25 protein-coding genes are annotated in these 26,649 nt (G+C 72.2%); 16 read left to right on the top strand and 9 right to left on the bottom strand.

Features of this window, described 5'->3' with window-relative positions:
* The first annotated feature begins 23 nt into the window (after positions 1-23).
* Positions 24-509 (top strand): 30S ribosomal protein S9, encoded by a 486-nt coding sequence (gene rpsI, locus DEI83_RS01060; RefSeq protein WP_111079976.1) that lies wholly within the window; start codon positions 24-26, stop codon positions 507-509.
* Between the two features lie 22 nt (positions 510-531).
* Positions 532-1,905, top strand: a complete 1,374-nt coding sequence (glmM, locus tag DEI83_RS01055; RefSeq protein ID WP_111079975.1) for a phosphoglucosamine mutase — start codon at positions 532-534, stop codon at positions 1,903-1,905.
* Between the two features lie 166 nt (positions 1,906-2,071).
* On the opposite strand, the gene coaA is transcribed toward glmM, so the two are convergent.
* Both coaA and DEI83_RS01045 read right to left on the bottom strand, forming a co-directional pair.
* On the bottom strand, positions 2,072-3,016 hold the full coding sequence (gene coaA, locus DEI83_RS01050) for a type I pantothenate kinase (protein ID WP_111079974.1): 945 nt from the start codon (positions 3,014-3,016) through the stop codon (positions 2,072-2,074).
* Positions 3,017-3,100: 84 nt separating this feature from the next.
* Positions 3,101-3,586, bottom strand: coding sequence for a glutathione peroxidase (locus DEI83_RS01045; RefSeq protein ID WP_111079973.1), 486 nt, complete (start codon positions 3,584-3,586; stop codon positions 3,101-3,103).
* A gap of 70 nt (positions 3,587-3,656) precedes the next feature.
* Between DEI83_RS01045 and glmS the strand changes: the two genes are divergently transcribed.
* The 5 genes from glmS to tsaE are packed head-to-tail and all read left to right on the top strand — an operon-like array spanning position 3,657 to position 8,664.
* Entirely contained in the window at positions 3,657-5,504 is a 1,848-nt protein-coding gene (glmS, locus tag DEI83_RS01040; protein ID WP_111079972.1) for a glutamine--fructose-6-phosphate transaminase (isomerizing), read from the top strand.
* Positions 5,505-5,511: 7 nt separating this feature from the next.
* Positions 5,512-5,910 (top strand): holo-ACP synthase, encoded by a 399-nt coding sequence (locus tag DEI83_RS01035; RefSeq protein WP_111079971.1) that lies wholly within the window; start codon positions 5,512-5,514, stop codon positions 5,908-5,910.
* Entirely contained in the window at positions 5,907-7,010 is a 1,104-nt protein-coding gene (alr, locus tag DEI83_RS01030; RefSeq protein ID WP_111079970.1) for an alanine racemase, read from the top strand. Before DEI83_RS01035 ends, alr (DEI83_RS01030) begins: the two co-directional genes overlap by 4 nt.
* Entirely contained in the window at positions 7,007-8,170 is a 1,164-nt protein-coding gene (gene alr, locus DEI83_RS01025; RefSeq protein WP_181431019.1) for an alanine racemase, read from the top strand. Before alr (DEI83_RS01030) ends, alr (DEI83_RS01025) begins: the two co-directional genes overlap by 4 nt.
* A 38-nt stretch (positions 8,171-8,208) precedes the next feature.
* Complete coding sequence (tsaE, locus tag DEI83_RS01020; protein WP_111080115.1) at positions 8,209-8,664, top strand: tRNA (adenosine(37)-N6)-threonylcarbamoyltransferase complex ATPase subunit type 1 TsaE; 456 nt, start codon at positions 8,209-8,211, stop codon at positions 8,662-8,664.
* 331 nt (positions 8,665-8,995) lie between these two features.
* On the opposite strand, the gene DEI83_RS01015 is transcribed toward tsaE, so the two are convergent.
* Both DEI83_RS01015 and DEI83_RS01010 read right to left on the bottom strand, forming a co-directional pair.
* Complete coding sequence (locus DEI83_RS01015) at positions 8,996-9,595, bottom strand: dihydrofolate reductase family protein (RefSeq protein WP_111079968.1); 600 nt, start codon at positions 9,593-9,595, stop codon at positions 8,996-8,998.
* A gap of 70 nt (positions 9,596-9,665) precedes the next feature.
* Positions 9,666-10,274, bottom strand: coding sequence for a hypothetical protein (locus tag DEI83_RS01010; protein WP_111079967.1), 609 nt, complete (start codon positions 10,272-10,274; stop codon positions 9,666-9,668).
* A gap of 171 nt (positions 10,275-10,445) precedes the next feature.
* On the opposite strand from DEI83_RS01010, the gene DEI83_RS01005 reads away from it, so the two are divergent.
* Both DEI83_RS01005 and DEI83_RS01000 read left to right on the top strand, forming a co-directional pair.
* Positions 10,446-11,969: a 3' terminal RNA ribose 2'-O-methyltransferase Hen1 gene (locus DEI83_RS01005; protein ID WP_111079966.1), complete on the top strand. Its 1,524-nt coding sequence runs from the start codon at positions 10,446-10,448 to the stop codon at positions 11,967-11,969.
* Positions 11,966-14,584: a polynucleotide kinase-phosphatase gene (locus DEI83_RS01000; RefSeq protein WP_111079965.1), complete on the top strand. Its 2,619-nt coding sequence runs from the start codon at positions 11,966-11,968 to the stop codon at positions 14,582-14,584. The genes DEI83_RS01005 and DEI83_RS01000 overlap by 4 nt, the downstream gene beginning before the upstream one ends.
* A gap of 73 nt (positions 14,585-14,657) precedes the next feature.
* Here the strand turns inward: DEI83_RS01000 and DEI83_RS00995 are convergent, their stop codons facing one another.
* Both DEI83_RS00995 and DEI83_RS00990 read right to left on the bottom strand, forming a co-directional pair.
* Positions 14,658-15,413, bottom strand: a complete 756-nt coding sequence (locus DEI83_RS00995) for a hypothetical protein (RefSeq protein WP_146243203.1) — start codon at positions 15,411-15,413, stop codon at positions 14,658-14,660.
* 90 nt (positions 15,414-15,503) lie between these two features.
* Positions 15,504-16,103, bottom strand: a complete 600-nt coding sequence (locus DEI83_RS00990) for a uridine kinase (RefSeq protein ID WP_111080114.1) — start codon at positions 16,101-16,103, stop codon at positions 15,504-15,506.
* A gap of 45 nt (positions 16,104-16,148) precedes the next feature.
* Here DEI83_RS00990 and tsaB point away from each other — a divergent pair, with 45 nt between their 5' ends.
* The 4 genes from tsaB (at position 16,149) to DEI83_RS16310 (ending at position 19,315) form a co-directional block, all read left to right on the top strand.
* Positions 16,149-16,769 carry a tRNA (adenosine(37)-N6)-threonylcarbamoyltransferase complex dimerization subunit type 1 TsaB gene (gene tsaB / locus DEI83_RS00985; RefSeq protein WP_111079963.1) on the top strand — a complete coding sequence of 207 codons (621 nt, stop codon included), beginning with the start codon at positions 16,149-16,151 and terminating at the stop codon, positions 16,767-16,769.
* Positions 16,766-17,314 carry a ribosomal protein S18-alanine N-acetyltransferase gene (gene rimI, locus DEI83_RS00980; protein WP_258371000.1) on the top strand — a complete coding sequence of 183 codons (549 nt, stop codon included), beginning with the start codon at positions 16,766-16,768 and terminating at the stop codon, positions 17,312-17,314. Before tsaB ends, rimI begins: the two co-directional genes overlap by 4 nt.
* Complete coding sequence (gene tsaD, locus DEI83_RS00975) at positions 17,301-18,356, top strand: tRNA (adenosine(37)-N6)-threonylcarbamoyltransferase complex transferase subunit TsaD (RefSeq protein ID WP_111079962.1); 1,056 nt, start codon at positions 17,301-17,303, stop codon at positions 18,354-18,356. Before rimI ends, tsaD begins: the two co-directional genes overlap by 14 nt.
* Before the next feature lie 98 nt (positions 18,357-18,454).
* A complete protein-coding gene (locus DEI83_RS16310; RefSeq protein WP_181431018.1) occupies positions 18,455-19,315 on the top strand; it encodes a DUF4190 domain-containing protein in 861 nt (286 codons plus the stop codon).
* A gap of 69 nt (positions 19,316-19,384) precedes the next feature.
* Here the strand turns inward: DEI83_RS16310 and DEI83_RS00965 are convergent, their stop codons facing one another.
* Positions 19,385-20,587: a class I SAM-dependent methyltransferase gene (locus DEI83_RS00965; RefSeq protein WP_111079960.1), complete on the bottom strand. Its 1,203-nt coding sequence runs from the start codon at positions 20,585-20,587 to the stop codon at positions 19,385-19,387.
* 159 nt (positions 20,588-20,746) lie between these two features.
* Between DEI83_RS00965 and groES the strand changes: the two genes are divergently transcribed.
* Together groES and rarD are read left to right on the top strand one after the other, a co-directional pair.
* The gene (groES, locus tag DEI83_RS00960; RefSeq protein WP_071292506.1) at positions 20,747-21,043 is read left to right on the top strand and encodes a co-chaperone GroES; all 297 of its coding nucleotides are present in this window, start codon (positions 20,747-20,749) and stop codon (positions 21,041-21,043) included.
* Between the two features lie 124 nt (positions 21,044-21,167).
* Positions 21,168-22,121: an EamA family transporter RarD gene (gene rarD / locus DEI83_RS00955; RefSeq protein ID WP_111079959.1), complete on the top strand. Its 954-nt coding sequence runs from the start codon at positions 21,168-21,170 to the stop codon at positions 22,119-22,121.
* Between the two features lie 360 nt (positions 22,122-22,481).
* Here rarD and DEI83_RS00950 read toward each other — a convergent pair whose 3' ends face one another.
* Positions 22,482-23,819, bottom strand: a complete 1,338-nt coding sequence (locus DEI83_RS00950) for an ABC transporter substrate-binding protein (protein WP_111079958.1) — start codon at positions 23,817-23,819, stop codon at positions 22,482-22,484.
* Positions 23,820-24,068: 249 nt separating this feature from the next.
* Here DEI83_RS00950 and DEI83_RS00945 point away from each other — a divergent pair, with 249 nt between their 5' ends.
* A complete protein-coding gene (locus DEI83_RS00945) occupies positions 24,069-24,887 on the top strand; it encodes an SDR family oxidoreductase (RefSeq protein ID WP_111079957.1) in 819 nt (272 codons plus the stop codon).
* A 175-nt stretch (positions 24,888-25,062) separates the two neighbouring features.
* On the opposite strand, the gene guaB is transcribed toward DEI83_RS00945, so the two are convergent.
* Positions 25,063-26,565 carry an IMP dehydrogenase gene (gene guaB / locus DEI83_RS00940; RefSeq protein ID WP_111079956.1) on the bottom strand — a complete coding sequence of 501 codons (1,503 nt, stop codon included), beginning with the start codon at positions 26,563-26,565 and terminating at the stop codon, positions 25,063-25,065.
* Between the last annotated feature and the right edge of the window lie 84 nt (positions 26,566-26,649).

Raw genomic sequence — 26,649 nt, 5'->3', positions numbered from 1 at the left:
CTTCCAGGAACGAGAAAACACTCATGGCTCAGATCGCTGACTCCATCGACCAGACCCCGGAGAGCTTCACCACCGAGAGCGCGCCCGTCGCGTCCGAGGCCGCTCCCCGTCAGATCCTCAACGTCTCGGGCGGTGCCGTCGGTCGCCGCAAGGAGGCCATCGCGCGCGTCCGCCTGGTCCCCGGCTCCGGCACCTTCTCGGTGAACGGCCGCACGCTCGAGGACTACTTCCCGAACAAGCTCCACCAGCAGCTCATCAACGACCCGTTCAAGGTGCTCGAGCTCCTCGGCTCGTACGACGTCACCGCCCGCATCACGGGTGGCGGCCCCTCGGGTCAGGCCGGCGCGCTCCGCCTCGCCATCGCCCGCACCCTGAACGAGATCGACCGCGAGAACAACCGCGCGACCCTCAAGAAGGCCGGCTTCCTCACCCGTGACGCCCGCGTCATCGAGCGCAAGAAGGCCGGTCTCAAGAAGGCCCGCAAGGCGTCGCAGTTCTCGAAGCGCTGATCGCCTGACGGCGGGAGATCGCATGCCGCGTCTGTTCGGTACCGACGGCGTTCGTGGCCTCGCCAACGGCGAGTTGACGGCCGCGCTCGCACTGGGCCTTGCCCAGGCGAGCGCGGCCGTGCTCACGCACGGACACCATGCGGACGCTCGTCGAGCGTCCGGTCGCACGCGCCCGCGGGCCGTGCTGGCGCGCGACCCGCGCGTCTCCGGCGAGTTCCTGGGCGCCGCCGTGGCAGCCGGACTCGCCTCCGCCGGCGTCGACGTCCTCGACGCCGGAGTCATCCCCACTCCCGCAGCGGCGTACCTCGTCGCCGACATCGACGCCGACTTCGGCGTGATGATCTCCGCGTCGCACAACCCCGCGCCGGACAACGGGATCAAGTTCTTCGCCGCAGGTGGTCGCAAGCTGCCGGACGAGGTCGAGGACCGCATCGAAGCGGCCATGCACGACCAGTCCGCGCCGACCCCCACGGGTGCCGAGGTCGGACGCATCACGCGCTTCGCCGACGCCGAGGACCGCTACGTCGTGCACCTGCTCGGCACGCTGCCGCACCGGCTCGACGGGCTCCACGTCGTGCTCGACTGCGCCAACGGGGCAGCCTCCGGCGTCTCGCCCGAGGTCTTCGTCAACGCGGGTGCGAAGGTGACGCTCATCGGTGCCGACCCGAACGGCATCAACATCAACGACGGCGTCGGCTCGACCCACATCGACAACCTGGCCCGCGCGGTGCTCGAGGCCGGCGCCGACGTCGGCATCGCGCACGACGGCGACGCGGACCGGTGCCTCGCCGTGGACGCCGACGGCAACGCGGTGGACGGCGACCAGATCATGGCGATCCTGGCGCTGTCGCTCAAGGAGCGCGGCCGCCTGGTGGACGACACCCTCGTCGCCACCGTCATGTCGAACCTCGGTCTCAAGCGGGCCATGGCGGCCGCGGGCATCACGGTGCTCGAGACCGGCGTCGGTGACCGCTACGTGCTCGAGAGGATGAACGAGGGCGGCTTCTCGCTCGGTGGCGAGCAGTCCGGCCACATCATCTTCAACGACTACGCGACGACGGGCGACGGGGTCCTGACGGGCCTCCACCTCGTCGCCGAGATGGCGCGCACCGGCAAGACGCTCGGCGAACTCGCCGCGTGCATGACCGTGTTCCCGCAGGTGCTCCTCAACGTGAAGGGCGTCGACCGGCACGGGCTGCAGGACCAGGGTGTGCAGGACGCGATCGCCGCCGCCACCGACGCGCTCGGCGACACCGGCCGGGTGCTCCTGCGTCCGTCGGGCACGGAGCCGGTCGTCCGCGTCATGGTCGAGGCCGCCAGCCAGGAGGACGCCCAGCGCGTCGCCGAGGAACTCGCGGACGTCGTCCGTGCGCGCCTGACGCTCGAGGCCGCGTAGCGGCGCGCTCGCGCCTCGCGGTGTCGCCCGCAGCTCGCTGAGTCGCCCGCGGCCCTCGGCGCCGATCGCGCCCGGTCGCAGACGACGCGCCCCGTTCCGACGGGGCGCGTTCGTCGTCGCGGGGCGGGACCCCGGTCGGGCCGTGCGCGTCGCGACCCGCTCCGGGTCAGATCTTGCGGAGCAGGACGCTCGTCACCTTGTGGTCCGCCGCCTTCTTGAGCACCAGCGTTGCGCGGGAGCGGGTCGGCAGGACGTTCTCGAGCAGGTTCGGCTCGTTGATCGCCCGCCAGACCTCGGTGGCGGTGCGGACGGCGTCCTCGCGGGACAGGTCGGCGAAGCGGTGGAAGAACGAGTCGGGGCTCGAGAACGCCTGCTCCTGCAGCGCCAGGAACCGGTCCACGTACCAGGACTCGATGTCCTTCGTCTTCGCGTCGACGTAGATGGTGAAGTCGAAGAGGTCGGACAGCGCCAGGCGCCCGTGCACCGGCGGTGCGAGCACGTTGAGCCCCTCGACGATGAGGATGTCCGGCTGTCGCACGACGATCTCGGCGTCGGGCACGATGTCGTAGACCAGGTGCGAGTAGTACGGCGCGCGGACCTCGGCAGCGCCGCTCTTCACGTTGCTGACGAACCGCAGCAGGGACCGGCGGTCGTACGACTCGGGGAAGCCCTTGCGGTCCATGATCCCGCGCCGCTCGAGCTCGGCGTTCGGGTACAGGAAGCCGTCGGTCGTCACGAGTTCGACGCGGGGCGTGTCCGGCCAGCGCTTGGTGAGTTCGCGGAGCAGGCGCGCCACGGTGCTCTTGCCGACCGCCACCGATCCGGCGACGCCGATGACGAAGGGGGTCCGACCCGCACGTTCGCCGAGGAACCGGCTGGTCTCGGCGTGGAGGTCCCGCGCACCGGCCGCGTACAACGTCAACAGGCGCGAGAGCGGCAGGTAGACGTCCTGCACCTCGGTGATGTCGAGGCGGTCGCCGAGGCCGCGCAGCTGCACGATCTCGGTCTCGGTGAGGGAGAGGTGCTCCTTCGGTGCGAGCTGCGACCACTCGTCGCGGGGGATCTCCACGAAGGGAGTGGGGTGCGCGACGGTCGTCTCCGGGATCGGCATGGGGTCGAGCGTACCCAGCCGGGAGGCCCGCCCCCGGTCAGCGACGTCGCCGACGGTGGGTGGGCCTCCCGGCCGGGCTCCGGGTCAGGCGGGGAGGGCCGCCTCGATGGCGGCGACGACCTCGGGGGCGTCCGGCGTGACCGTCGGGCGGAAGCGGGTGACGGTGCCGTCCGGTGCCACGAGGAACTTCTCGAAGTTCCAGATCACGCGACCGGCCTTGCCCGACGCGTCCGGAGCCTGCGTGAGTTCCCGGTAGAGCGGGTGCGCGGACCGGCCGTTCACCTTGACCTTCTCGGACATCGGGAAGCTGACGCCCCACGTGGTGGAGCAGTACTCCTCGATGGCCTCGGACGAGCCGAGCTCCTGCAGGAACTGGTTGCTCGGGAAACCGAGCACGGTGAAGCCCCGCGGGCCGTACGTGCGCTGCAGCTCCTCGAGCTGTTCGTACTGCGGCGCGAGCCCGCACCGCGAGGCGACGTTCACCACGAGCACCGCCTTGTCACCGAAGCTGCCGAAGGTGGTGGTCTCACCCGTGAGGGTGGTGATCGCGATGTCGTCGAAGCGTCCCATGTCCGGAGGCTATCCCCACCTCCGGGGCGGCTCGCAGGGTGCTCCCGGCAGTGCCCGTAGGATCGATCCCATGTGTGGAATCGTCGGCTACGTCGGCAGCAACAGCAGCACGGACGTCCTCCTCGGGGGCCTCCGCCGTCTCGAGTACCGCGGGTACGACTCGGCGGGCATCGCCGTGGTCGACCCCTCCGGTGACATGACCTCGGCCAAGAAGGCCGGCAAGCTCCAGATGCTCGTCGACGAGCTGGACGCCAACCCCATCGCGGACGGCGGCACCGGCATCGGGCACACCCGCTGGGCGACGCACGGCGGCCCGACCGACGAGAACGCGCACCCGCACCTGGCCGACGGCGGCAAGCTCGCCCTCATCCACAACGGCATCATCGAGAACTTCGCCCCGCTGAAGGACGAACTCCTGGCCGAGGGCGTCTCGTTCACGAGCGAGACCGACTCCGAGGTCGCCGCACACCTCGTGGCGCGGGAGTTCCACGAGACGCACGACCTGACCGAGGCGATGCGTCGCACCGTGGCACGGCTCGAAGGGGCGTTCACGCTCCTCGTCGTGCACGCCGACCAGCCCGGCGTCGTCGTCGGCGCCCGGCGCAACTCGCCCCTCGTGGTGGGGCTCGGGGACGGCGAGAACTTCATGGGCTCGGACGTCGCCGCGTTCGTGGCCTACACGCAGCGAGCGCTCTCGATCGGGCAGGACGAGATCGCCACGATCCGTCCCGACGGCGTCGACGTCATCCACTTCGACGGCACCCCGGCCGAGCCGAGCGAGTTCGAGGTGAACTGGGACGCCTCGGCCGCCGACAAGGGCGGCTGGTCCTCGTTCATGGCGAAGGAGATCAGTGAGGAGCCCGAGGCCGTGCGCAACACGGTCCTCGGCCGCGTGCACGAGGGCGCGGTCACGCTGACCGACCTCGATCCGATCGCCGAACGCCTGCAGCAGGTGGACCGCGTCATCGTCATCGCCTGCGGCACCGCGGCCTACGCCGGCATGCTCGGCAAGTACGCCATCGAGCAGTGGGCACGCGTCCCGGTGGAGGTCGAGCTCGCCCACGAGTTCCGCTACCGCGACCCGGTGTTGAACGACCGCACCCTGGTCGTCTCGATCAGTCAGTCCGGCGAGACCATGGACACCCTCATGGCCGTCAAGTACGCCCGCGAGCAGGGCGCCCAGGTCCTCTCGATCTGCAACACGCAGGGCGCGACGATCCCGCGTGAGTCCGACGCCGTGATCTACACGCACGCCGGGCCCGAGGTCGCGGTGGCCTCGACGAAGGCCTTCCTGGCGCAGGGTGTCGCGCTGTACCTGCTCGGGCTGCACCTCGCCACGCTGCGTGGCACGCTGACCGCCGAGCAGGTCGCCGAGCAGGTCGCCGAGCTCGAGGGGCTCCCCGAGAAGCTGCAGCAGACGATCGAGGACGCCTCCGGTGTCGCCGAGCTGGCGAAGTGGATGGCGGACACCCGGAGCGTGCTGTTCCTCGGCCGCCACGTCGGGTACCCGATCGCGCTCGAAGGCGCGCTCAAGCTCAAGGAGCTCGCGTACATCCACGCCGAGGGCTTCGCCGCCGGTGAGCTCAAGCACGGTCCGATCGCGCTCATCGAGCCCGGCCAGATCGTCTTCGTCATCGTCCCGTCGCCGCGTGACGCCCGGTCGCTGCACCCGAAGGTCGTCTCGAACATCCAGGAGATCCGCGCCCGCGGCGCCCGGGTGATCGCGATCGCCGAAGAGGGCGACGCCGCCGTGCTGCCCTTCGCGGACGAGGTCCTGCGGATCCCGCTCGCGACGCCGCTGTTCGAGCCGCTGCTCGCCGTGGCCCCGCTGCACATGTTCGGCATGGAGCTCGCCGCGGCCAAGGGCCTCGACGTCGACCAGCCGCGCAACCTCGCGAAGTCGGTCACCGTCGAGTAGTCGCAACGTGATCATCGGCATCGGGGTCGACGTGGTCGACCTGGAACGGTTCGAGCGGGTCCTGACCCGGACCCCCGCGCTGCGGTCGCGGCTGTTCACCGACGCCGAGCAACTGCGGGACGGCGAGCCGCGCCCGGTGGCGTCGCTCGCCGCCCGGTTCGCCGCGAAGGAGGCCCTGATCAAGGCCTTCGGGTCGAGCGCCGGCCTGCGCTGGCGGGAGCTCGAGGTCGTCGCGGACGACCAGCGGAACCCGTCGCTCACCCTGCACGAGGGGGCGCAGCGGGTGGCGGACGACCGCGGGGTCTCGCACGTGCACCTCTCGCTGTCGCACGACGGCGGGATCGCGACGGCGTTCGTCGTCATCGAGGGCCGGGAGCGGCCTGCAACGGAAGGACCGATCGCGTGAGCGCGTTCACGGGGGTGACCGTCGACCGGGAGGCGCTGATCGCCAACTACGCGACGATCGCCGGACAGGTGGCCCCGGCGGGCGTCGTCGCGGTGGTGAAGGCCGACGCGTACGGGCACGGCGCCGTCGAGGTGGCCCGTGCGCTCGTGGACGCCGGCGCGGACTGGCTCGGCGTCGCCGACCTCGACGAGGCGGTCGCGCTCCGGCGGGCCGGGATCGACGAGGGCGTCCGTGTCCTCGCGTGGCTGCACGCCCCGGACGAGGACTTCCGGCGCGCGGCCCGGTACGGCATCACCCCGGCGGTCTCCAGCGTCGAGCAGCTCGCGACCGCTGCCGACGCCGACGTGCCCGCGGTCCACCTGGTCGTGGACACCGGCCTGAGCCGCAACGGCGCGGTCGAGTCCGAGTGGCCCGAGCTCTTCGCGACGGCGGCGGCGCTGTCCCGCGGCGGGGACCGCACCCGGATCGAGGGTGTGATGTCCCACCTGTCGAACGCGTCGCGCGCCGACGACCTCGACCAGGACGCCGCGCTCCAGCGGGCGCTGGACGGCCTGGCCGCGGTCGGCATCCAGCCGGACGTGGTGCACCTCGCCGCCAGCGCCGGCAGTCTGGCGCTCCCGGAGACCCGCCGGGACCTGGCACGGGTGGGGCTCGCGCTGTACGGGCTGAGCCCGTTCCCGGACCGGACCTCGGCCGACCTCGGGCTCCGGCCCGCGATGCGGGTGACCGCCGCCGTGCTCCGGACCATCGCGGTGCCCGCCGGCGACGGTGTCTCGTACGGGTACACGTGGCGGGCGGAGCGTGACACGAGGCTCGCGGTGATCGGCCTCGGCTACGCGGACGGCTTCGACCGCGGGTCCGGCAACGCCGTGTCCGTCCGCATCGGCGACCGCCGCTTCCCGGTGGTCGGACGGGTGGCGATGAACGCCATGCACATCGACATCGGTGACGCCGACGTCTCGATCGGGGACGAGGTCGTGCTCTGGGGCGACCCGGCGAACGGCGACCCCGCGGTGGAGGAGTGGGCCGACGCGATCGGCACGATCAACTACGAGGTGGTCGCCAGGGTCGGCCGCAGCGTGGAACGGAGGACGACGTGAGCGCACCGCTCCGCCGGGCGGTCATCGACCTGGACGCCTACCGCGCGAACCTCGACCTCGTCCGGTCGTGGATGGACCCCGTCGAGCTCATGGCGATCATGAAGGCCGACGCCTACGGGCACGGTCTCGAGGCGATCGCCCTGACCGCGGTGGATGCCGGCACCCGGTGGATCGGGGTCCTCACGGTCCCGGCCGCCCTCCGGCTGCGGTCGATCGGCGTCGGTGAGGACGTCCGGCTGTTCACGTGGCAGCACGACCCCGGCCTGGACTTCCGCGACGCGATCGACTCCGCCGTCGACCTGGGCGTCTCGAACGTCGCCGAGCTGCGACGCGTCCTGGACGCCGTCGACCAGCGTCCGGCCCGCGTGCACCTCGGCGTCGACAGCGGGCTGCACCGCGACGGTGCGAGCGCCCGGGAGTGGCCGGCCCTCGTCGAGCTCGCCCGTGACGCGCAGCGCGCCGGCCGGATCGAGGTCGTCGCCGCGTACACCCACCTGGCGGAGACCTCCGACGCCGACGACGCCGCGGCCGTTGCGCACTTCGACGCCATGGTCGAGCAGGCCGAGGACCTCGGTCTCGACATCCGGTGGGAGCACGTCGCCGCCTCGCTCGCCGGTCTCGAACGCAAGGAGTTCCGGAAGGACATGGTCCGGATGGGGGCGAACCTGTTCGGCATCCCCGGCGCCGACGGGGTCTCCGCCGCGGATCTCGGCCTGCGGCCCGTGATGACCCTGACCGCCTCGGTCGCGAAGACCAAGCGCGTGCCGGTCGGCACCGGTGTCTCCTACGACTACACGTACCGCACCGACGCCGAGACGACCCTGGCGCTCGTGCCCGTCGGGTACGCGGACGGCGTCTCACGGGCGGCGCAGGGCCGGGTCGAGGTCGCGATCAACGGCACCAGGTACCCGATCGCCGGTCGGGTCGCGATGGACCAGTTCCTGGTCGACGTCGGTGACGACGACGTCCGCGTCGGTGACCCGGTGACCCTGTTCGGGACCGGCGAGGACGGCGAGATGACCGTGCTCGAGTGGGCGGCCGCGATCGACACCATCGGCGAGGAGGTCGTCTGCCGGATCGGCAGGCGGGTCCAGCGCGTGCACGAGGGCCACTCCGGTGCGGGCCGGGTCGGCGAGTACCTGCGCGGGGAGCGGACGTGACCGTCCTGCTCGACACCACGGTCGACACGACGGAGCAGATGGGGGCGCTGGGCGCGCGCCTGGCCCGGGTGCTGCGCGCCGGGGACCTCGTGGTGCTCACCGGACCGCTCGGTGCCGGCAAGACCACCATGACGCGCGGCCTCGGGTCCGCGCTCGGCGCCCGCGGCCAGGTCTCCAGCCCCACCTTCGTGCTCGCTCGCACCCACCCGACCACCGCCGGCCCGGACCTCGTCCACGTGGATGCCTACCGGCTGAGCGACCCGGTGGAGCTCGACGACCTGGACCTCGACTGGGACGGCTCGATCGTCGTCGTCGAGTGGGGCCGCGGCATGGTCGACGGAGTCAGCGACAGCGTCCTGGACGTCGAGATCGGCCGCGCGACCGGTGGTGCCGCCGAGACCGGCGAGGACGTCGACCCGGACGACGTCCCGGACGAGCCCCGCCGGGTCGTCGTCACCGGTATTGGACCGCGCTGGCAGGGCGTCACGCTCTGACCCGCCGTCCCGGGCCGGTTCCCGGGCCGGACGGGAGGCCCGGACCACCGCACGGGCGTCCCTGACAGGGTGTGGGCCTCCCGTCCGAGACCGCGGAGATCGGCCAACATGCTCGAAACGCTTGGGTATCGAGCGCGAACGGCGTAGCGTCGCCCGCGCTACACCGCGGACCCTGCCGCGGATGCCCGATCCCTGTTCCCGGGCTGGCCTCGTCGTGACCACGCGTCGTACCCGACGGCGTCGTAGCGCGAGGGCGCTCGTCGCGGAGACCCGAACCCGCAACGAGCGCCCTCGACCCTCGCCCCGACCGGGCACTGCCGCTCCGGCGCGTTCACGCCGTCGCTCCCCGCACCGCGTACCGGTGCAGGGTGACACCGTCGGGGAACGCGCGCTGTTCGAGGAGGTCGAGCAGCAGGGGCTCCGGGACCGGTTCGTCGAAGAGCGGTCGACCGGCGCCGAGGACCGCGGGGTGCGTGTACAGCAGGAGCTCGTCGACGAGCCCCGCGGCGAGCAGCTGCGTGGCGAGGGTCGCCCCGCCGACCGCGATGTCCCCCTCGGACTCCTGCCGCAGGGCCGCGAGCTGAGCGATCGCGTCGTCACCGCCGATGACCCGGGTGTGGTGGTCGGCGGCCGTCCGGGTCCGCGACACCAGGACCTTCGGGATGTCGGTCCAGATGTGCCCGAACTCGCGGAACCACTCCGGCAGCGACTCGTCCGCTCGGGCGTCCGGCCAGAACGGGTCCATCATGTCGCGGACGACCCGCCCCTCGACGAACATCGTCATCGCGCGGGCACGGGCGTTGAACTCCCGGTGCAGTGGGCCGTCGATGCGGAGCCAGTCGGGCCCCTCGAGGCCGCTGTGGTCGCCGTGGTCCCGCTCGATGAGCAGGTCGAGCGAGACGTTCATCCAGTACACGAAGCGCGCGGGCATCGGGACTCCTTCGTCGATGCCGTGACGGTACCGCCGGGCTGCCCGCCCGACAAGACACCGGCAGTCCGGGTCAGGGCCGACCGGGACGGCTCCGCAGCCCGCAGCTGCGGCGCTCGAGGTCGGCGAGGGCCGCGATGGTCGCCGGGTCCCGCTCCCGCCACCGGTCGACGACCCCGGGGCCGAGCGCGGTCACGGCGTCGCGTCCGACGAGTGCCCGGAGCGCCAGGACCTCGGTCCCGTCCGTCCCACGGTCGACCTCGCGGGTAGCGGTCGCGGCGCGGACGAACCGGCCACGGGTGCGCGTCCAGACGAGGAGCAGGACCACGACGAACACGACGGTGAGGCCGCCGCCGACGAGGTGCGCCAGGTGGACGGCGGTGTCGTGCTGCTGCGCTCCCGCGGCCGCGACGGCGCCCGCGTGCTCGCTCGCCTTCCGCAGCGGCGCGCTCACGGCGTCGCCGGCGAGGGGGATGTCCGCCAGGGCCCGTGCCGTCGCCGACAGTTGCCGCTGAAACGCCGAGCCCTCGTCCTGCACGCGGGTGCCGATGGACGCGAGCCGTTCGATCGAGCCGGCGACCTCCCTGCCCACCACCACGGAGAGGACCAGACCGACGAGGACGAGGAGGTCGGTGACGACCTGGCGGGCACGTCGGACCGGTCGGCTGTCGTACACGACCATCACGGGCCTCCTGTCCGGGTCGACCGGCGCCGGAGGTGGCTGCTCGGTCGACGTCCCAGTCTGCTGGGGCCGCCTGTGCTCCCGGTCCGCCACGTCGTCGTACTAGGCTCACTCTCCGGCCTCGACCCGCCGGACGGCAGGACGCCGGACGACGACGATCGGAGGCCACGGATGCTCGTGACCATCACCACTCGCGGCGAGGCTGCGCCGGACCTCTCGCACCTGCTCCACAAGCACCCCGGGCGCGCGCAGTCGTTCGACCTCAGCGTCGGCACGGCGCACGTCTTCTACCCCGCCGACACGACGACCACGTGCACCGCGGCACTGCTCCTCGAGGTCGACGCGATCGCCCTCGCCCGGAGCAAGCGGTACGGCGCCGACGCGCAGGCCCTCTCGCGGTACGTGAACGACCGGCCCTACGCATCGACGTCGATGCTCGCGCTCGCGATCGGGCAGGTGTTCCGGAGCGCCATGGGCGGCCGGAGCACCTCCCGTCCGGAGCGGGCCGCGGCACCGATGGACCTCGAACTCGCCCTCACCAGCGTGCCGAGCGAGGTCGACGAGCACGGGACGGGGCTCGCGACGCGGTTGTTCGCGCCGCTCGGCTGGACCGTCGAGGAGACCCGACCGCCGCTCGACGAGACCCGGCCCGAGTGGGGTGACGCCGCCACCGTCGGGCTCCGGCTCCAGGGGCAGGTCCGACTCGCCGACGCACTGCGACAGCTCACCGTGCTGCTGCCGGTCCTCGACGACGCGAAGCACTACTGGGTCGGCGACGACGAGGTCGGCATGCTGCTCCGCCGCGGCGAGGGGTGGCTCGCCGAGCACCCGCTCCGCGAACTCATCACGACCCGCTCGCTCGCCCACCAGCGCGGGCTCGTGGACGACGCGACCTCGCGCCTCCTCGGCGTGGACGCCGGTCTCGACGCCGGTGTCGCGGACGGCGGGAGGATCGACGCCGGGGCCGAGGACGGTGTGCGCCGGGCCACCGAGCCGGGAGGCACGGCAACGGTCGACGCGTCACCTCTCATCGACGACCTGCACACCGAGACGCCGCTGTACCACCGGCGCGCCGAGGCGGTGCTCGCGGCGCTCGCCGATGTCCAGGCCCGCACGGTCGCTGACGTCGGCTGCGGCGAGGGCGCTCTGCTCCGGCACCTCTTCGCGGACCGCTCCTTCACGACGGTCATCGGCACCGACGTGGCACCTCGGGAGCTCGCCCGCGCCGAACGTCGACTGCGGCTGGACGACGTCAGCGACGAGCAGCGTGCCCGCGTGCGGTTGCTGCAGTCCTCGGTGACGTACTCCGACGACCGGATCGCGGGACTCGACGCGGTCGTCCTCATGGAGGTCGTCGAACACGTCGACCCCGCGCGGCTGTCGGCCCTCGAGGCCTCGGTGTTCCAGGCCGCACGGCCGGGTGCCGTCGTCCTCACGACACCGAACGCGGAGCACAACGTGCGCTACGAGCACCTGGCGGCCGGGCGCTTCCGGCACCCCGACCACCGGTTCGAGTGGACCCGTGCCGAGTTCCGGGCGTGGGCGCAGGCCGCCGGCGACCGGCACGGGTACACCGTCGAGTTCCGCCCCGTGGGCGAGGACGACCCCGAGGTGGGCCCGCCCACGCAGCTCGCCCTGTTCCGCCGTACGACGACGACCCGCAGCACCAGCCCGACCGGAGGCACCGACGCATGACCGCCCTGCCGATCCCGACCATGTCCCTCGTGCTGCTCGTCGGCACGAGCGGCTCCGGCAAGTCGACGTTCGCCGCGCAGCACTTCGGTCGCTTCGAGACCCTGTCGAGCGACTTCTTCCGCGGGCTCGTCTCGAACGACGAGGACGACCAGGCTGCGACCCCCGCCGCGTTCGAGGCCCTGAAGCACGTCGCCGCCCGGCGTCTGCGCGCCGGACTGCTCACCGTCATCGACGCGACGAACGTCCAGGCCGAGGCCCGCCGGGACTTCGTCCGGCTCGCCCGTGAGCACGACGTCCTGCCGGTCGCCATCGTCCTCGACGTCCCGGCGGCCCTGTGCCTCGCCCGCAACGCGGCCCGCACCGGCCGGGAGTTCGGCGCCGACGTGGTCCGGCGCCAGCAGGGGCAGCTCCGCCGCGGGCTGAAGGGCCTCGGCAAGGAGGGCTTCCGCCGCGTCCACGTCCTGCACGGCGAGGACGAGATCGCCGCCGCGACGATCGTCCGCGAGCCGCTGCTCAACGACCGGACGGACGAGCACGGCCCGTTCGACGTCATCGGCGACGTGCACGGCTGCCGGTCCGAGCTCGAGTCACTGCTCGGACGACTCGGCTGGACGCTCCTCCGTGACGACACCGGGCGGCCCGTCGACGCCGTCCACCCCGAGGGACGCCGCGCGGTGTTCCTCGGCGACCTCGTCGACCGTGGCCCGGACAGCCCGGGCGTCCTCCGGCTCGTGATGGGCATGGTGCGGAACGGTCACGCGCTCGCCGTCCCGGGCAACCACGAGGACAAGCTCGTCCGCGCGCTCGACGGCCGGAAGGTGCAGACCGGCCACGGCCTCGCCGAGACGCTCGCGCAACTCGCCGCCGAGCCGGACGTGTTCCGCACCGAGGTGCGCGAGTTCTGTCGCGCCCTCGTGGGGCACCTCGTGCTCGATGACGGCCAGCTGGTCGTCGCGCACGCCGGCCTCAAGGAGCAGTACCAGGGCCGGGCCTCCGGACGGGTCCGCTCCTTCGCGCTGTACGGCGACACGACCGGTGAGAGCGACGAGTACGGACTGCCGGTGCGGCTGCCGTGGGCGGACGACTACCGCGGTCGGGCGATGGTCCTCTACGGCCACACGCCGACCGTGGACGCCGAGTGGATCAACGGCACGATGTGCCTCGACACCGGGTGCGTGTTCGGCGGGAAGCTCTCGGCGCTCCGCTACCCGGAGCGCGAGGTCGTGCAGGTGGACGCCGAGCGCGTCCACTACGAGGCCGCCAAGCCCCTCGAGCCGTTGCGCGCGCCGGGCACGTCGGAAACGCGTGCCGACGAGACGGACGGCGGACGAGCCCCCAGTCCGGCCGGGAGGCCCGCCGTCACCCCCGCCTCGCCCCGTCGCGTCCCCGGGCTGCTCCCGATCGAGGACGTCACCGGCAAGCAGGTCGTCGAGACCCGGCACCACGGCCGGGTCGGCGTCCGCGCCGAGAACGCCGCCGGCGCGCTCGAGGTGATGAGCCGCTTCGCGGTCGACCCGCGGTGGCTCCCGTACCTGCCGCCGACGATGAGTCCGGTGGCGACGTCCGCACGCCCCGACCACCTCGAGCACCCGGACGAGGCGTTCGCGTACTACCGGGGTCAGGGCGTCGACACGGTGCGGATGGAGGAGAAGCACATGGGCTCCCGGGCCACCGTGCTCCTCACCCGAGACCCGGCGCGCTTCGACGCCCCGGCGGGCTGGCGCGGGGTCGTGACCACGCGCACCGGTCGTGCGTTCTTCGACGAGGCCGACACCGCGACGTTCCTGTCCCGGCTCGACACCGCGCTCGAGGCGGCCGGCCTCTGGGCGGAGCTCGACTCCGACTGGGTGCTCCTCGACGGCGAGGTGCTGCCGTGGGCGGTCAAGGCCGAGGGCATGATCCGCGACTGGTACGCCGAGGTCGGTGCGGCAGCGGCCGGGGCGTTCCCCGCGACACTGACGGCGCTCGCCGCGGCCCGTGACGCCGGCGTGGACGTCACGGACCTGCTGGCCCGGACGGAGCAGCGAGCGGTCGACGCCGCCGCGTACACCGAGTCCTACCGGCGCTACGCGGCACCCGCGACGGGCATCGACGACGTGCGGTTCGCGCCCTTCCAGGTCCTCGCGGCCGAGGGGCGGACGTTCGCGGACCGGCCGCACGGCTGGCACATGGAGGTGGCGGGACGCCTCGCCGCCGCCGCGCCCGGTGTCGTCCGTGCCACGCGGTCGCTGCTCGTGGACGTACACGACGACGTGTCCCGCGCCGCCGGGGTCGACTGGTGGCAGGAGCTGACCGGTGCCGGGGGTGAGGGCGCCGTCGTGAAGCCGGAGTCGAACCTGACCCTCGGGCCGAAGGGGCTCGTGCAGCCGGGCGTGAAGGTCCGCGGCCGCGAGTACCTGCGGATCATCTACGGGCCGGAGTACACGGCACCGGCGAACCTCACGCGCCTGAAGGACCGGGACCTCGGGCACAAGCGGTCGATGGCGCTGCGGGAGTACGCACTCGGGCTCGAGTCGCTCGCGCGCTTCGTCGAGCGGGAGCCGTTGTGGCGGGTGCACCAGCCGGTGTTCGGCGTGCTGGCGCTCGAGTCGGAGGCGGTCGACCCGCGGTTGTGAGCGATCGGCGGACGAGCGCACGCGGCTCGTCCGCCGACCGCCCGCCCGATGCCCCAGTCGTGCCGCCTCTTGCTCACCGCTCCAGCGACACGCGCCGATCCGTCGCGATGTGGTCGAGGGCGGACAGCGCGCGCTCGTCCTGGACCAGGGCGTCCACCGCGTCCCACCGCCTCGTCCACGCTCCGAGTTCGGGACTCAGCGCGGCGGTGAGCATGCGCGCATCCTCGAGGATGCGTCCCGGAGAACGGCGGAGCTGGCGTCCCTCCGATCCGATCCCCGGCTGGGGGAACCCGAAGACGACGGGCTCACAGTGGTTGATGCGGTTGCGGGCCCAGTTGAGGCGCAGGGCGATCCGGTGGACGTCCCGACGCGTCCGACCCGGGAACGCGGGGCTGAGCGCTGGTTCCCAGAGCGTTTCGGTGTAGGACGCCTTCGTTCCGTCGGGTCTGCGGCCACCGCGGCCCAACACGGCGACCCAAGCCCCCAGCATGAGCTGCGCGACGACCTGGCCCGGTTGCGCCCCGACGCCCACGCGCGTGATCGCCGTCTCCACCTGTCGGAGGAGGTCCTCGTCGAACGAGTCCCGCTGCGTCTCGAACCAGCGGGGCCCGAAATGCGCCGTGAGAGCCCTGTGCAGGTGCTCGCGCAACGCGACCTCGACGAAGCGCAAGACCGCGTGCAGATGCGAGGCCAACGATGCGTCGACGAGAGCCAGTTCGACCGCGGCGCGGTCAGCGCCGCCGACCGCCGCACGGAAGCGGCGCAGCCGAGCGGGCGCGAGGCTCGCGATCAGCGCTCGCTGTTCGTCGTACGTGGGAGCCGGGATCACCCACGGCACGCTACTATCGATGGATAGTCCCGCAGTCGGAAGGCTGCTCGGGTTCTGGAAGCCGTCGTAGTCCCTCGGGTCACGGCGGCTTCACCCGTTCCCGGGCGTCGATGGGCGGCCGCGCGAGCGGTACCGCACGTCCGCAGAGTCCCGCGGGCCGAACCGCTCGGCGAACGCCCGGTCGTTCGGGATCCACACGTCGCGCCACAGGTCGTCGTGCGCCCGTCCGAGCTCGTGATCACGGGCCATCCCGCGTCGGGCCGCTTCATCGAGGTCCACGTCACACCAGACCGTCAGGTCGAGGAATGACCGGACCTCCGGGTGGAAGAGCCCGATCAGGTCGACGACGAGCACGTCGGTCACCGGCAGCGGTTCCGGTCGACCGAGCGCCCGGGTCGACCAGTCGAAGCGGCGGAACGATCCCGTCCGGCCAGCGCGGTGCGGTTCGAGGACCTCCGAGCCGAGACGCAGGCGTTCGACGCCGTCCCAGTCAGTCGATCGTCGGTGCGACCGGGTCGGGTCGAGGAAGTCGTCACCGCGGATCCGGACCGCCCCCGGCATGTGGTCGACGAGGGCCCTGGCGAGCGTCGACTTGCCGGACCCGCAGTGGCCGGACACCCCGACGACGATCGGTGACCGTGCCGAGGCACGGAGCGTCCGGACGTGCTCGAGCAGGGCATCGCGGTCCACCTCGTCAGCGTAGGGCGGGTGGCCGTCCGCGCCTACGATGGACGAGTGCTGCTCGCGATCGACACCTCCGCCGGGACCTCGGTCGCCGTCGTCGACCCGACGACCCGGCAGGTCCTCGCCGAGCGCGCGACCGACGACACCCGTCGCCACGCCGAGGTGATCGGCCCGTTCCTCGACGAGGTCCTGCGTGCAGCCGAGGCCACCCCGTCGGACGTCACGGGCGTCGTCGCCGGCATGGGTCCCGGCCCCTTCACCGGCCTCCGGGTCGGCATCGCCGCCGCCCGCACCTTCGCCGCCGCCCGCGCCGTCCCGTTCCTCCCGCTCGTCAGCCACGACGCGGTCGCCGCGGGGGAGCCCGGGCCGCTCGTCGTCCTCACCGACGCCCGCCGTCGGGAGGTCGCCTGGAGCGCCTACGACGCCTCCGGTACGCGTGTCGCAGGTCCGGGACTCGCGAAGCCGGCTGACCTGGACGACGTGCTGCGGGCCTCCCGTCCGGAGGCCGTCGGCTGGCGGCGCGTGACGGCCGCGAGCCTCCCGGCCGGGAGGCTCGGGGTGCTCGCCGCGGACCGGCTCGCCTCCGGCACGCCCCTGGCCGCCGACACCCCGGTGTACCTGCGCGAACCCGACGTGACGGTGCCGGGAGCGCCGAAGCGGGTGGCCCGGTGACGGCCGCGCTGCCCGACGGGCTGCGGCTCCGACGCGCGCACCCGCAGGATCTCGACGACGTCATGTGGCTCGAGCACGTGTCGTTCCCGACCGATGCCTGGTCGGCCTCGCAGATGTCCGGCGAGCTGCACTCCCCGCACGGGTACTACGTCGTCATCGAGACCACGGACGAGGGTACGGCGCCGACGGTGGTCGGGTACGCGGGGCTGTCCTCGCTGCCCGGCAACCCGGTCGCGGACGTGCAGACCATCGCGGTCGCGGCCGACCAACGTGGCAAGGGCCTCGGCCGGGTGCTGTTCGCGGAGCTCCTCGACGAGGCGCGTCGCCGCGGGGTGCACGAGGTGTTCCTCGAGGTCCGCGCGGACAACCCGGTGGCGCAGACGATGTACACCGGGTTCGGGTTCGAGCACATCGCCACCCGGCCGCGGTACTACCAGCCGGACGGGGTCGACGCGTGGGTGATGCGAGCCGAGCTCGGGGCCGACGCGGAGCCCGGACCCGGACCCGGCCCGATCGGACAGGAGGCGCTCGATGACCGCGGCTGAACCACTGGTGCTCGGCATCGAGACGAGCTGCGACGAGACCGGCGTCGGCATCGTGCGCGGGACCACCCTGCTCGCCAACGTCATCGCGTCGAGCATGGACGAGCACGCCCGCTACGGCGGCGTCGTGCCCGAGGTCGCCGCGCGGGCACACCTCGAGGCGATGACACCGACCCTGCACCAGGCGCTCGAGCAGGCCGGGGTGACGCTCGACGAGCTCGACGCCGTCGCGGTGACCGCGGGCCCGGGGCTCGCCGGCGCGCTCATGGTCGGCGTCGGCGCGGCGAAGGCGCTCGCCGTGGTGACGGGCAAGCCCCTGTACGGCGTGAACCACCTGGTCGGACACGTCGGTGCGGACGTCCTGCGCACCGACGGCTCCGAGATCGAACTCCCGACCGTGGCGTTGCTCGTCTCCGGCGGGCACACGTCGTTGCTCCTCGTGCGCGACCTGGTCGGCGACGTCGAGCTGCTCGGCGAGACCATCGACGACGCCGCGGGTGAGGCGTTCGACAAGGTGGCGCGGCTCCTCGGCCTGCCGTACCCCGGCGGGCCCCAGATCGACCGTGTGGCAGCCGAGGGCGATCCGACGGCCATCCGGTTCCCCCGGGGCCTGACCCTGCCGAAGGACATGGCGGCACACCGGTACGACTTCTCGTTCTCCGGGCTGAAGACCGCCGTGGCCCGCTGGGTCGAACGCTGCCGGGACGAGGGGCGCGAGGTGCCCGTCGCCGACGTCGCCGCGAGCTTCCGCGAGGCCGTGGTCGACGTCCTGCTGACCAAGGCGTTGGCCGCGTGCCGGGACACCGGCGTCGACCGGCTGCTGCTCGGCGGCGGGGTCGTCGCGAACGCCCGGCTGCGGCAGGTGGCCGAGGAGCGATGCGCGGAAGCCGGGGTGGCGTTGCGGATCCCGCCGTTCGACCTCTGCACCGACAACGGGGCGATGATCGCGGCGGTCGGGGCCCGGCTCGTCGCCGAGGGGCACGCCTCGAGCGACCTCGGCATCGCGGCCGACTCGACCCTGCCGGTGACGACCGTCCAGGTGTGACCGGGCACGACCCCGGCCGGTCCCGCTCCTGAACGGTCCCGGGAACCGTGTGGGAGGATCGGTGCCGGTGGCCGCCCGGTCGCCGGGAGGGGTGCAACGTGTCCGACCAGAACGACCGATCGACGCCGGACGAGACGCCGGACCAGGTGTCCGACCAGACGTCGGGTCAGGCGTCGGCTGCGACGCCTGCCGATCCGGACCGCGCGCACCAGCCGGTGACGCGCGACCCGTTCGCGTCCTCCGGGCAGGGTTCGGCGGCGCAGGGCGTCACGGACCCCGTGGGGGACCGCAGCGGAGGGGCCTCCTCGCCCGGACAGCAGAGCCCGTACGCGACGCCCGGCCAGTACGGGTCGGCGGGGCAGTACGGTGCCGCCGGTCAGTACGGCCAGGCGACCTCCGGCCGATCGGGTCAGTACGGGACACCGACTTCGTGGGGCTCGCAGGACCCGTACGGGCAGCAGTCCGGGCAGAGCGCCTACCCGCAGCCCGGGGCCTACGCCCAGCAGGGCCAGTACGGGTCGCAGAAGCCCTCCTCGAACCAGCAGCAGTACGGCCAGCAGCAGTACGGCCAACAGGGCGCAGCCGCGTACAACCCGTACGCCGCCACGAGCCAGAACCCCTACGGGCAGCCGCGCAGGACGAGCGCCCTCGCGATCCTGTCGATCGTCTTCGCCTTCGGTGGACTCGTCTTCGGACCGCTCACGGTCCTCACCAGCCCGGCCGGCGCGATCATGGGCCACATCGCCCTCGGCCGCATCCGACAGACCGGGGAGCAGGGCCGCGGTCTCGCGCTGGCCGGTGTCATCGGCGGCTGGATCCTGACGGCGATCTCCCTGCTCGGCGTCATCCTGTTCATCTCGTTCGTCGTGTTCGCCTCACAGAACCCGGGGTCGGGCGGCTACGGCTACGACGGCTACGACGGGTACGACACCTCCGGCGCCAGCGCGCTCATCGCCTGACCGGCAGCACCGGGGCGGTTCCGCCTCGACGAACGGGCACCGCCAGGACGGCGGTGCCCGTTCGTCGTCTCAGCCGGTCACGTCGTCCAGCCGCTCGCACAGGACGGCCGTGTGGCGACCCTCCACTCTGGTGAGCACGAGCGTGACGCGACCGCGGCCCCGCAGGCGCAGGCGCTTGCGGAACTCGGCCGGGTCCACGTCGACGCCGCGCTTCTTGATCTCGACCGTGCCGATGTCGTCGGCCGCCAGCCGGGCGGCGAGGCGCTTCACGTCGAGCGGCATCGTGTCGAGGACGCGGAACCCCTGCGCGAACGGCGTCACGAACGCCCGGTCGCTCGTCACGTAGGCGATGCCCTCGGAGAGCATGCGCCCGTCGATCGACCGCGCCAGGTCCCCGATCAACCGGGCGCGGATGACGGCCCCGTCGGGCTCGTAGAGGTACGCCCCGAGCGACCCGACCTCGACGTCCTCGGCGTCGGCGGCCCCCGTCAGTTCGGCGATGCCGTGGGTGCCGATGACGGTCGCCGCGCGCCGGACGCCCGGACGGGCGAGCGGGCCGAACCACAGGGCGAGTTCGACGACCTCCCGGTCGACCGACGTCCACTGCGCTTCAGCGGTGTCGGGGATCAGGTCGCGGTCGATGCCCGGGCCGAGCTTGACGCCGGTGGGGGTGGTCGTCGCCGCCGCGAACACCGTGTCGAGCGAGGGCGACCAGTCGTCCGGGTCGGCGAGTCGTCGGGTGTCCGAGTGCCCGCTGGTCCGGCGGGCCGGGTCCATCCAGACCCCGTCCACGGAGGTGATGTCGAACGTGGCGGCATCGCCGAGCTCGACGCGGGCGTTCGGCCACGGCGCGAGGTTGTGCGTCGCGACGGCCGCCGTCACCTCGTCCCGGTCGACGGCGGTGACGTCGAGGTCGAGCGCCGCCATCGCGAGCGCGTCCCCGCCGATCCCGCAGCCGAGGTCGGCGACACGGGTCAGGCCGGCGGCGGCGAACCGTCCGGCGTGCTGCGCGGCGACCTGCAGTCGGGTCGCCTGCTCGAGCCCGGCGGCGGTGAAGAGCATGCGCGCGGCGAAGTCACCGAACTTGCCGCGGGCCTTCTGCCGGAGCTTCGCCTGGGTGAGGACCGCCGCGACGAGCGCCGGGTCGTGGCCCTCGGCCCGCAGACGTGAGACCACCCGGACGATCTCGCCGCCGTCCGAGACGGACGGCGTACGGTCGAGCAGGTCCATCCCCGCCGGGGTCAGCAGCTGGGTCAGTTCGGCGGCGTCCATGCCCCGATCCTCCCAGGTGCGGGGCAGCGCGAGGCGCGCTGGCACTCGGATTGACCGAGTGCCAGTGACGTCCTACAGTTGGGGTTGGCACTCTCCCGAGGGAAGTGCCAACCCGGTTTTCGTCAGTACCGAACACGTACCGAGAAAGAAGAGGTCACCGTGGCCGTCAGCATCAAGCCGCTCGAAGATCGCATCGTCATCCGCCAGGTCGAGGCGGAGCAGACCACCGCGTCGGGTCTGGTCATCCCGGACACCGCGAAGGAGAAGCCCCAGGAGGGCGAGGTCGTCGCCGTGGGCCCGGGTCGCATCGACGACAACGGCAACCGCGTGCCGCTCGACGTCGCCGTCGGCGACAAGGTCATCTACTCCAAGTACGGCGGCACCGAGGTCAAGTACTCCGGTGAGGACCTCCTCGTCCTCTCGGCCCGCGACGTCCTCGCGGTCATCGAGCACTGACACCCGCTCCACGAACGCCCCGTCGGCCTGGCCGGCGGGGCGTTCGTCGTTCCGGGAACACCGCAGACCGCCGGGAGGCCCGGGTTCGGGCGCGTCCGTCGGCCCGCCTTCCTAGGATGGTTCCGTGAGTGAACCGATTCCCCCGCGCCCAGCGCGGAGCGAGGCGTCCGTCGGTGTGGTGCAGGCGCTCGTGGCGTACGGGCTCTGGGGGCTCATGCCGTTGCTCTTCGCGGCCATGGCCCCCGCTGCCGCGTTCGAGATCGTGTCGTGGCGCATCGTCTTCGGCCTGGTGTTCTGCGCCGTGGCGATCCTGGCGACCCGGTCGTGGCTCCGTACCCGGTCCCTGCTCGTGCAGCCCCGGGTGATGGGCGTGATGGGGGTCGCTGCCGGGCTCATCCTGGTGAACTGGACCGTGTACGTGCTCGCGACGACGACGGGCCACACGGTCGAGGCAGCCCTCGGGTACTTCATCAACCCGCTCGTCACGATCGCGCTCGGCGTCCTGGTCCTCCGCGAACGCCTGCGTCCGCTGCAGTGGACCGCGGTGGGGATCAGCGTCCTGGCCGTCGTCGTCATCGCGGTCGGCTACGGGCAGATGCCGTGGATCGCGCTCGTGCTGGCGTTCTCGTTCGGCTCGTACGGCCTGGTGAAGAAGCGCGTCGGGGGCACGGTCGACGCCCTCAGCGGGCTGACGATCGAGACGGTGTGGCTGCTGCCGCTCGCCGTCGGCACCCTCGTGGTGCTCGGGGTCACCGGGCTCGGCGGTGGGGTGACCTTCACGAGCGAGGGCTGGCCGCACGCCCTCGTCACGGTGCTGACCGGGCCGGCGACGGCGGTGCCGCTGCTGCTCTTCGCGTCCTCGGCGCGGCGCGTGAGCCTGTCGACGCTCGGGCTGACGCAGTACCTCGCACCGGTCATGCAGCTGCTCGTGGGCGTGCTCGTCCAGCACGAGCCGATGTCGGCCTCGCGGTGGATCGGCTTCGGGATCGTCTGGCTGGCGCTCGTGGTGCTCACGGTCGACTCGTTCACCGCAGCGCGGCGAGGTGCGCGACGTGACGTCGTCCCCGAGCCGGCCTGAGCTGACGGGGGCGGGGCGGGCCTCCCGGCCGGTGCCCGCCGGGTGTGGGCGAGACGCACCCGTCTGCATGGGGCGCCGCGGTCTCCTCGATGCCCCACGCGCGTGAGACACGCCCGTCTGCGCGAGACGCCGCCACCATCGGCGGCGTCTCGGTCGCTTCGCGGCGTCTCCCGTTGACACCGGTGTCTCGCCCCCCCCCGCCGCCATCACCCGGCCGTCCGCCACCGCCCGGCCGCGGGCTGCGCCGCCCCGACGGCACGTTGCGCCGCCCCGACGGCCGCCGCACAGGCCGTCGGCGTCCGCCCACGCGAACGGCCCCCGGGAGCAGCTGCTCCCGGGGGCCGTCAATCGTGCGGGGTGTTACTTCGAGACCGAGCCCTGGATGGCGCTCTGGTAGACGGGCTTGTTGTCGCCGTCGAACTTGTAGATGCCGATGTAGGCGCTCGACGGGTCGTTCTTGCTGTCGAACGGACCGATGCCGGACGGGCCGGTGTAGTGGATGTCCTCACCCTCGTCGAGGAGGTCCTTGCAGTCCTTGAACGTCGAGCACTCGGTGCCGCCGTCCGCCCCGGAGACCGCAGCCATGTTGGCCTGGATCGTGCCGGAGTCGGTGCCCTTGCCCTTCACCGCGGCGAGGGCGGCGAGGGTGGTGGCGTCGTAGGACTCAGCCGCGTACGAGAAGTCGGCGAGGTCGTCGCCCGACGACTCCTTGTAGAAGTCGACGAGGCGCTTCTTCAGGTCGTCCTTCGGGCTGGCACCGGGGATGGTCCCCTGTGCGCCCTCGAGGGTGCCCTTGTCGAAGTCCTTCGAGTAGTCCGCCGTGTTGCCGTCGGACATGTAGATCTTCGCCTTGTTCCCCTGCGAGACGAGCTCGGGGATGATCGACTTCGTCTCGTCGAACGCGAGCACGACGATCGCGTCGGGCTCGGTGGCGAGCGCCGCGGTCACCTCGGACGAGAACGTGGTCTGTCCGGGCGGGAACTCCTGGCCCTTGCCCTTGGCGCCGTAGACGACCTGGCCACCGGCGGACTCGACGGCGTCCTGGACGGAGTTGCGCAGGCCCGTGCCGTACGTGTCGTTGAAGACGAGGAACGCCACCTTGGCGTTGCCGTCGCCCGTGACGAGCTGGCCCAGCGCGGAACCCTGGACCGAGTCCGGCGGTGCGGTGCGGTAGTAGTGCGACGAGTAGCCGGACAGGTCGGTCGCCGTGTTCGCCGGTGAGATCTGCACCATGCAGTTGCTCGTGAGCTGGTCGATCACGTTGAGCGTGACGGAGGACGACTCGGCGCCGATGACGACCGGGACCTTCGCGTCGACGAGCTTGGTGGCCGCCGAGCTCGACACGGTCATGTCGTTGCTGTCACCGGAGTCGGTGGCGGGGTCGATGGTGACGTCCTCGTCGAGCACACCGCCCGCCGCGTTGATGTCCTCGACGGCGAGGCCGACGCCGGACTCGGCCGGCGGGTTGAGGTAGGCGAGCGATCCGGTCAGCGGCAGGATCGTACCGATCTTCAGCGGGTCGGTGCTGGGCGACGAGGGGGCCTCGCAGCTCGCGGCCGGGTCCTTCTTCGCGCCGCCGGCCTTGGCCGACTCGGATCCGCCGTCACCGGCGTTGCTCGAGGTGGAGCAGCCGACGAGGAGCACCGCGGCCGCTCCCGCCAGTGCCAGCGCCGTGGTGGCGCGGGTGGTTCTGATCATCCGTGGAACCCTTTCTCTGCGCGGAGGCCCTACCGCATCGGGTCGAGCGCGGCGTCTCCGCGTGGGATTGGAGAGAAAACTAGGGTCGATGTGTTTCGCCCGTGTGACGGAAGGACACACCTGGGTGTTTCGTTACATACCCGTGACACTTCTGAACGGACGTACGGGAAGCCCTGATCAGGAGTCCGTCTGGACGGTCTCCGCGGTTCCGGACGGGCGCCCTGGAGGTCCGGCGTACGTTCCGCAGGCATGAGCGACACATCCTCGACCACCGTGTTCCAGCCCACCAGGGCCATCGTCACCGGCGCAGAATCCGGCATCGGCCGTGCCACCGCCGTCGCGCTCGCGACCGCCGGCATGGACGTCGGCATCACCTACCTGTCCGAGCCCGAGCGCGCCGAGGAGACCGCGGAGGAGATCCGCGGCCTCGGGCGGAAGGTCGTCGTCGAGCAGATCGACGTCACCGACCTCGCCGGGGCCGGTGCCGTCATCGAGCGGATCGCCGAGCAGCTCGGCGGCGTGGACGTGATCGTCGCCGACGCCGGGACGGGCGACAACGCACCGTTCCTCGACATCACGCTCGACCAGTGGCGTCACACGGTCGCGACCGACCTCGACGGCGCCTTCGTCACGATCCAGGCCGCGGCCCGGCGCATGGTCGCGCAGGGCACCGGTGGCCGGATCATCGGCATCACGAGCGTGCACGAGCACCAGCCCCGCTACGGCTCGAGCGCCTACGACGCCGCGAAGCACGGGCTCGGCGGACTGCTGAAGACCATCGCGATCGAGCTCGCCGAGCACGGCATCACCGCGAACGCCGTCGCACCGGGTGAGATCGCGACGCGGATGACCGGCGCCGAGGACGAGGACCCGCACACCATCGACCGACCCGGCGTGCCGCTCGGCCGTCCGGGCAACGCGTGGGAGATCGCCGCCGCGGTGGCCTTCCTGGCCTCGCCCGCGTCGTCGTACATCACGGGCGTCTCACTGCCCGTCGACGGCGGCATGCTCCAGATGGGCCCGCACGGCGGCAGCCACATCACCTCGAACGACTGGCGGAGCGCGTAGCCCTCGCGCTGGCCGGTCGCCTGAGACGCCCCCGTCTCCCCGAGACGCCGCCGACCGCTCGAGACGCGCCGGACCCGGCGGCGTCTCGAGCGGTCGGCGGCGTTCCGCGTTGACGGGGGTGTCCCGCGAACGGGAAGGGGTGGCCTACCTGGCGGCGTCTCGAAAGCCCAGCCCGCTAGCCGCGGTAGTTCGGCGCCTCGACGACCATCTGGACGTCGTGCGGGTGCGACTCCTTCAGCCCGGCCGCGGTGATGCGGACGAACTTGCCGCGGGCCTTGAGCTCCGGGACCGTCCGACCGCCGACGTAGAACATCGACTGCCGGAGGCCGCCGACGAGCTGGTACACGACGTTGCCGACCGAGCCGCGGTAGGGCACCTGGCCCTCGATGCCCTCGGGGATGAGCTTCTCGTCCGAGGGGACGTCCGCCTGGAAGTAGCGGTCCTTCGAGTACGAGGTCTTCTTGCCGCGGGTCTGCAGCGCCCCGAGGGAGCCCATCCCGCGGTACGCCTTGAACTGCTTGCCGCCGACGAACACCAGGTCGCCCGGGGACTCGTCCGTGCCGGCCAGCAGGGAGCCGAGCATCACGGTGTCCGCACCGGCGACCAGGGCCTTCGCGATGTCACCCGAGTACTGCAGGCCGCCGTCGGCGATGACCGGGACACCGGCTTCGCGTGCGGCGAGTGAGGCCTCGTACACGGCGGTCACCTGCGGCACGCCTACACCGGCGACGACGCGGGTGGTGCAGATCGAGCCCGGACCGACGCCGACCTTGACGGCGTCCACACCGGCGTCGATGAGCGCCTGCGCACCGGCACGGGTCGCGACGTTGCCGCCGATGACGTCGATGCCGTCGAACGACGAGTCGGCCTTGATGCGGCGGACCATGTCGAGCACGCCTTCGCTCTCGCCGTTCGCGGTGTCGACGACGAGCACGTCGACCCCGGCGTCGCGGAGGGCCTCGGCGCGCTGCCAGGCGTCCCCGAAGAAGCCGATGGCAGCACCGACGCGCAGCCGGCCCTCCTCGTCCTTCGTGGCGTCCGGGTACTTCTCGCTCTTGTCGAAGTCCTTGACGGTGATGAGCCCGCGGAGCTTGCCGTCGACGTCCACCAGCGGCAGCTTCTCGATCTTGTGCTGCGCGAAGATGGCGATCGCCTCTTCGGGGTCGATGCCCTCGGGTGCCGTGATGAGCGGGGCCTTCGTCATGACGTCACGGACGAGCGTGCTGGACATCTCGAACGGTGCGACGAAGCGCATGTCACGGTTGGTGATGATGCCCACGAGCGTGCCGTCAGCCTCGACGACCGGCAGCCCGGAGACGCGGAACTGCCCGCAGAGCGCATCGACGTCGGCGACGGTGGCGTCCGGGGTGGTGGTCACCGGGTTGGTGATCATGCCCGACTCCGAGCGCTTCACCTTGTCGACGTAGGCGGCCTGGTCCTCGATGGACATGTTGCGGTGCAGGATCCCGATGCCGCCCTGGCGCGCCATCGCGATCGCCATCCGCGACTCGGTGACGGTGTCCATGGCCGCGGAGAGCAGCGGCACGTTGACCGAGATCCGCTTCGTGAGCCGAGACGCCGTGGACGCCTCGCTCGGGATGACGTCGGTGTGCCCCGGCAGGAGCATGACGTCGTCGTACGTGAGTCCGATGAATCCGAACGGATCCGGCTGGTCCATGGGTCCCCTTCGTGAGCGAGGTGAAGTGGTCGAGACACCGGGACGCTGCGGTGGGCTCCGGATAGGACATGGTAACGCGCGACC

The organism is Curtobacterium sp. MCBD17_021, from assembly GCF_003234525.1.
In the GTDB taxonomy this organism is placed as follows: Bacteria; Actinomycetota; Actinomycetes; order Actinomycetales; family Microbacteriaceae; genus Curtobacterium.
This window is presented reverse-complemented; position numbering and strand designations above follow the sequence as displayed.

Bases quoted from the DNA above. Each gene is read 5' to 3' on its own strand.
- tsaE (WP_111080115.1), top strand. From the start codon at position 8,209: ATGGGGGCGCTGGGCGCGCGCCTGGCCCGGGTGCTGCGCGCCGGGGAC.
- glmM (WP_111079975.1), top strand. From the start codon at position 532: ATGCCGCGTCTGTTCGGTACCGACGGCGTTCGTGGCCTCGCCAACGGC.
- glmS (WP_111079972.1), top strand. From the start codon at position 3,657: ATGTGTGGAATCGTCGGCTACGTCGGCAGCAACAGCAGCACGGACGTC.
- DEI83_RS00950 (WP_111079958.1), bottom strand. From the start codon at position 23,819: ATGATCAGAACCACCCGCGCCACCACGGCGCTGGCACTGGCGGGAGCG.
- coaA (WP_111079974.1), bottom strand. From the start codon at position 3,016: ATGCCGATCCCGGAGACGACCGTCGCGCACCCCACTCCCTTCGTGGAG.
- DEI83_RS01000 (WP_111079965.1), top strand. From the start codon at position 11,966: ATGACCGCCCTGCCGATCCCGACCATGTCCCTCGTGCTGCTCGTCGGC.
- DEI83_RS01045 (WP_111079973.1), bottom strand. From the start codon at position 3,586: ATGGGACGCTTCGACGACATCGCGATCACCACCCTCACGGGTGAGACC.
- DEI83_RS01010 (WP_111079967.1), bottom strand. From the start codon at position 10,274: ATGGTCGTGTACGACAGCCGACCGGTCCGACGTGCCCGCCAGGTCGTC.
- guaB (WP_111079956.1), bottom strand. From the start codon at position 26,565: ATGGACCAGCCGGATCCGTTCGGATTCATCGGACTCACGTACGACGAC.
- DEI83_RS01015 (WP_111079968.1), bottom strand. From the start codon at position 9,595: ATGCCCGCGCGCTTCGTGTACTGGATGAACGTCTCGCTCGACCTGCTC.
- DEI83_RS01005 (WP_111079966.1), top strand. From the start codon at position 10,446: ATGCTCGTGACCATCACCACTCGCGGCGAGGCTGCGCCGGACCTCTCG.
- DEI83_RS00965 (WP_111079960.1), bottom strand. From the start codon at position 20,587: ATGGACGCCGCCGAACTGACCCAGCTGCTGACCCCGGCGGGGATGGAC.
- rpsI (WP_111079976.1), top strand. From the start codon at position 24: ATGGCTCAGATCGCTGACTCCATCGACCAGACCCCGGAGAGCTTCACC.
- tsaD (WP_111079962.1), top strand. From the start codon at position 17,301: ATGACCGCGGCTGAACCACTGGTGCTCGGCATCGAGACGAGCTGCGAC.
- DEI83_RS00945 (WP_111079957.1), top strand. From the start codon at position 24,069: ATGAGCGACACATCCTCGACCACCGTGTTCCAGCCCACCAGGGCCATC.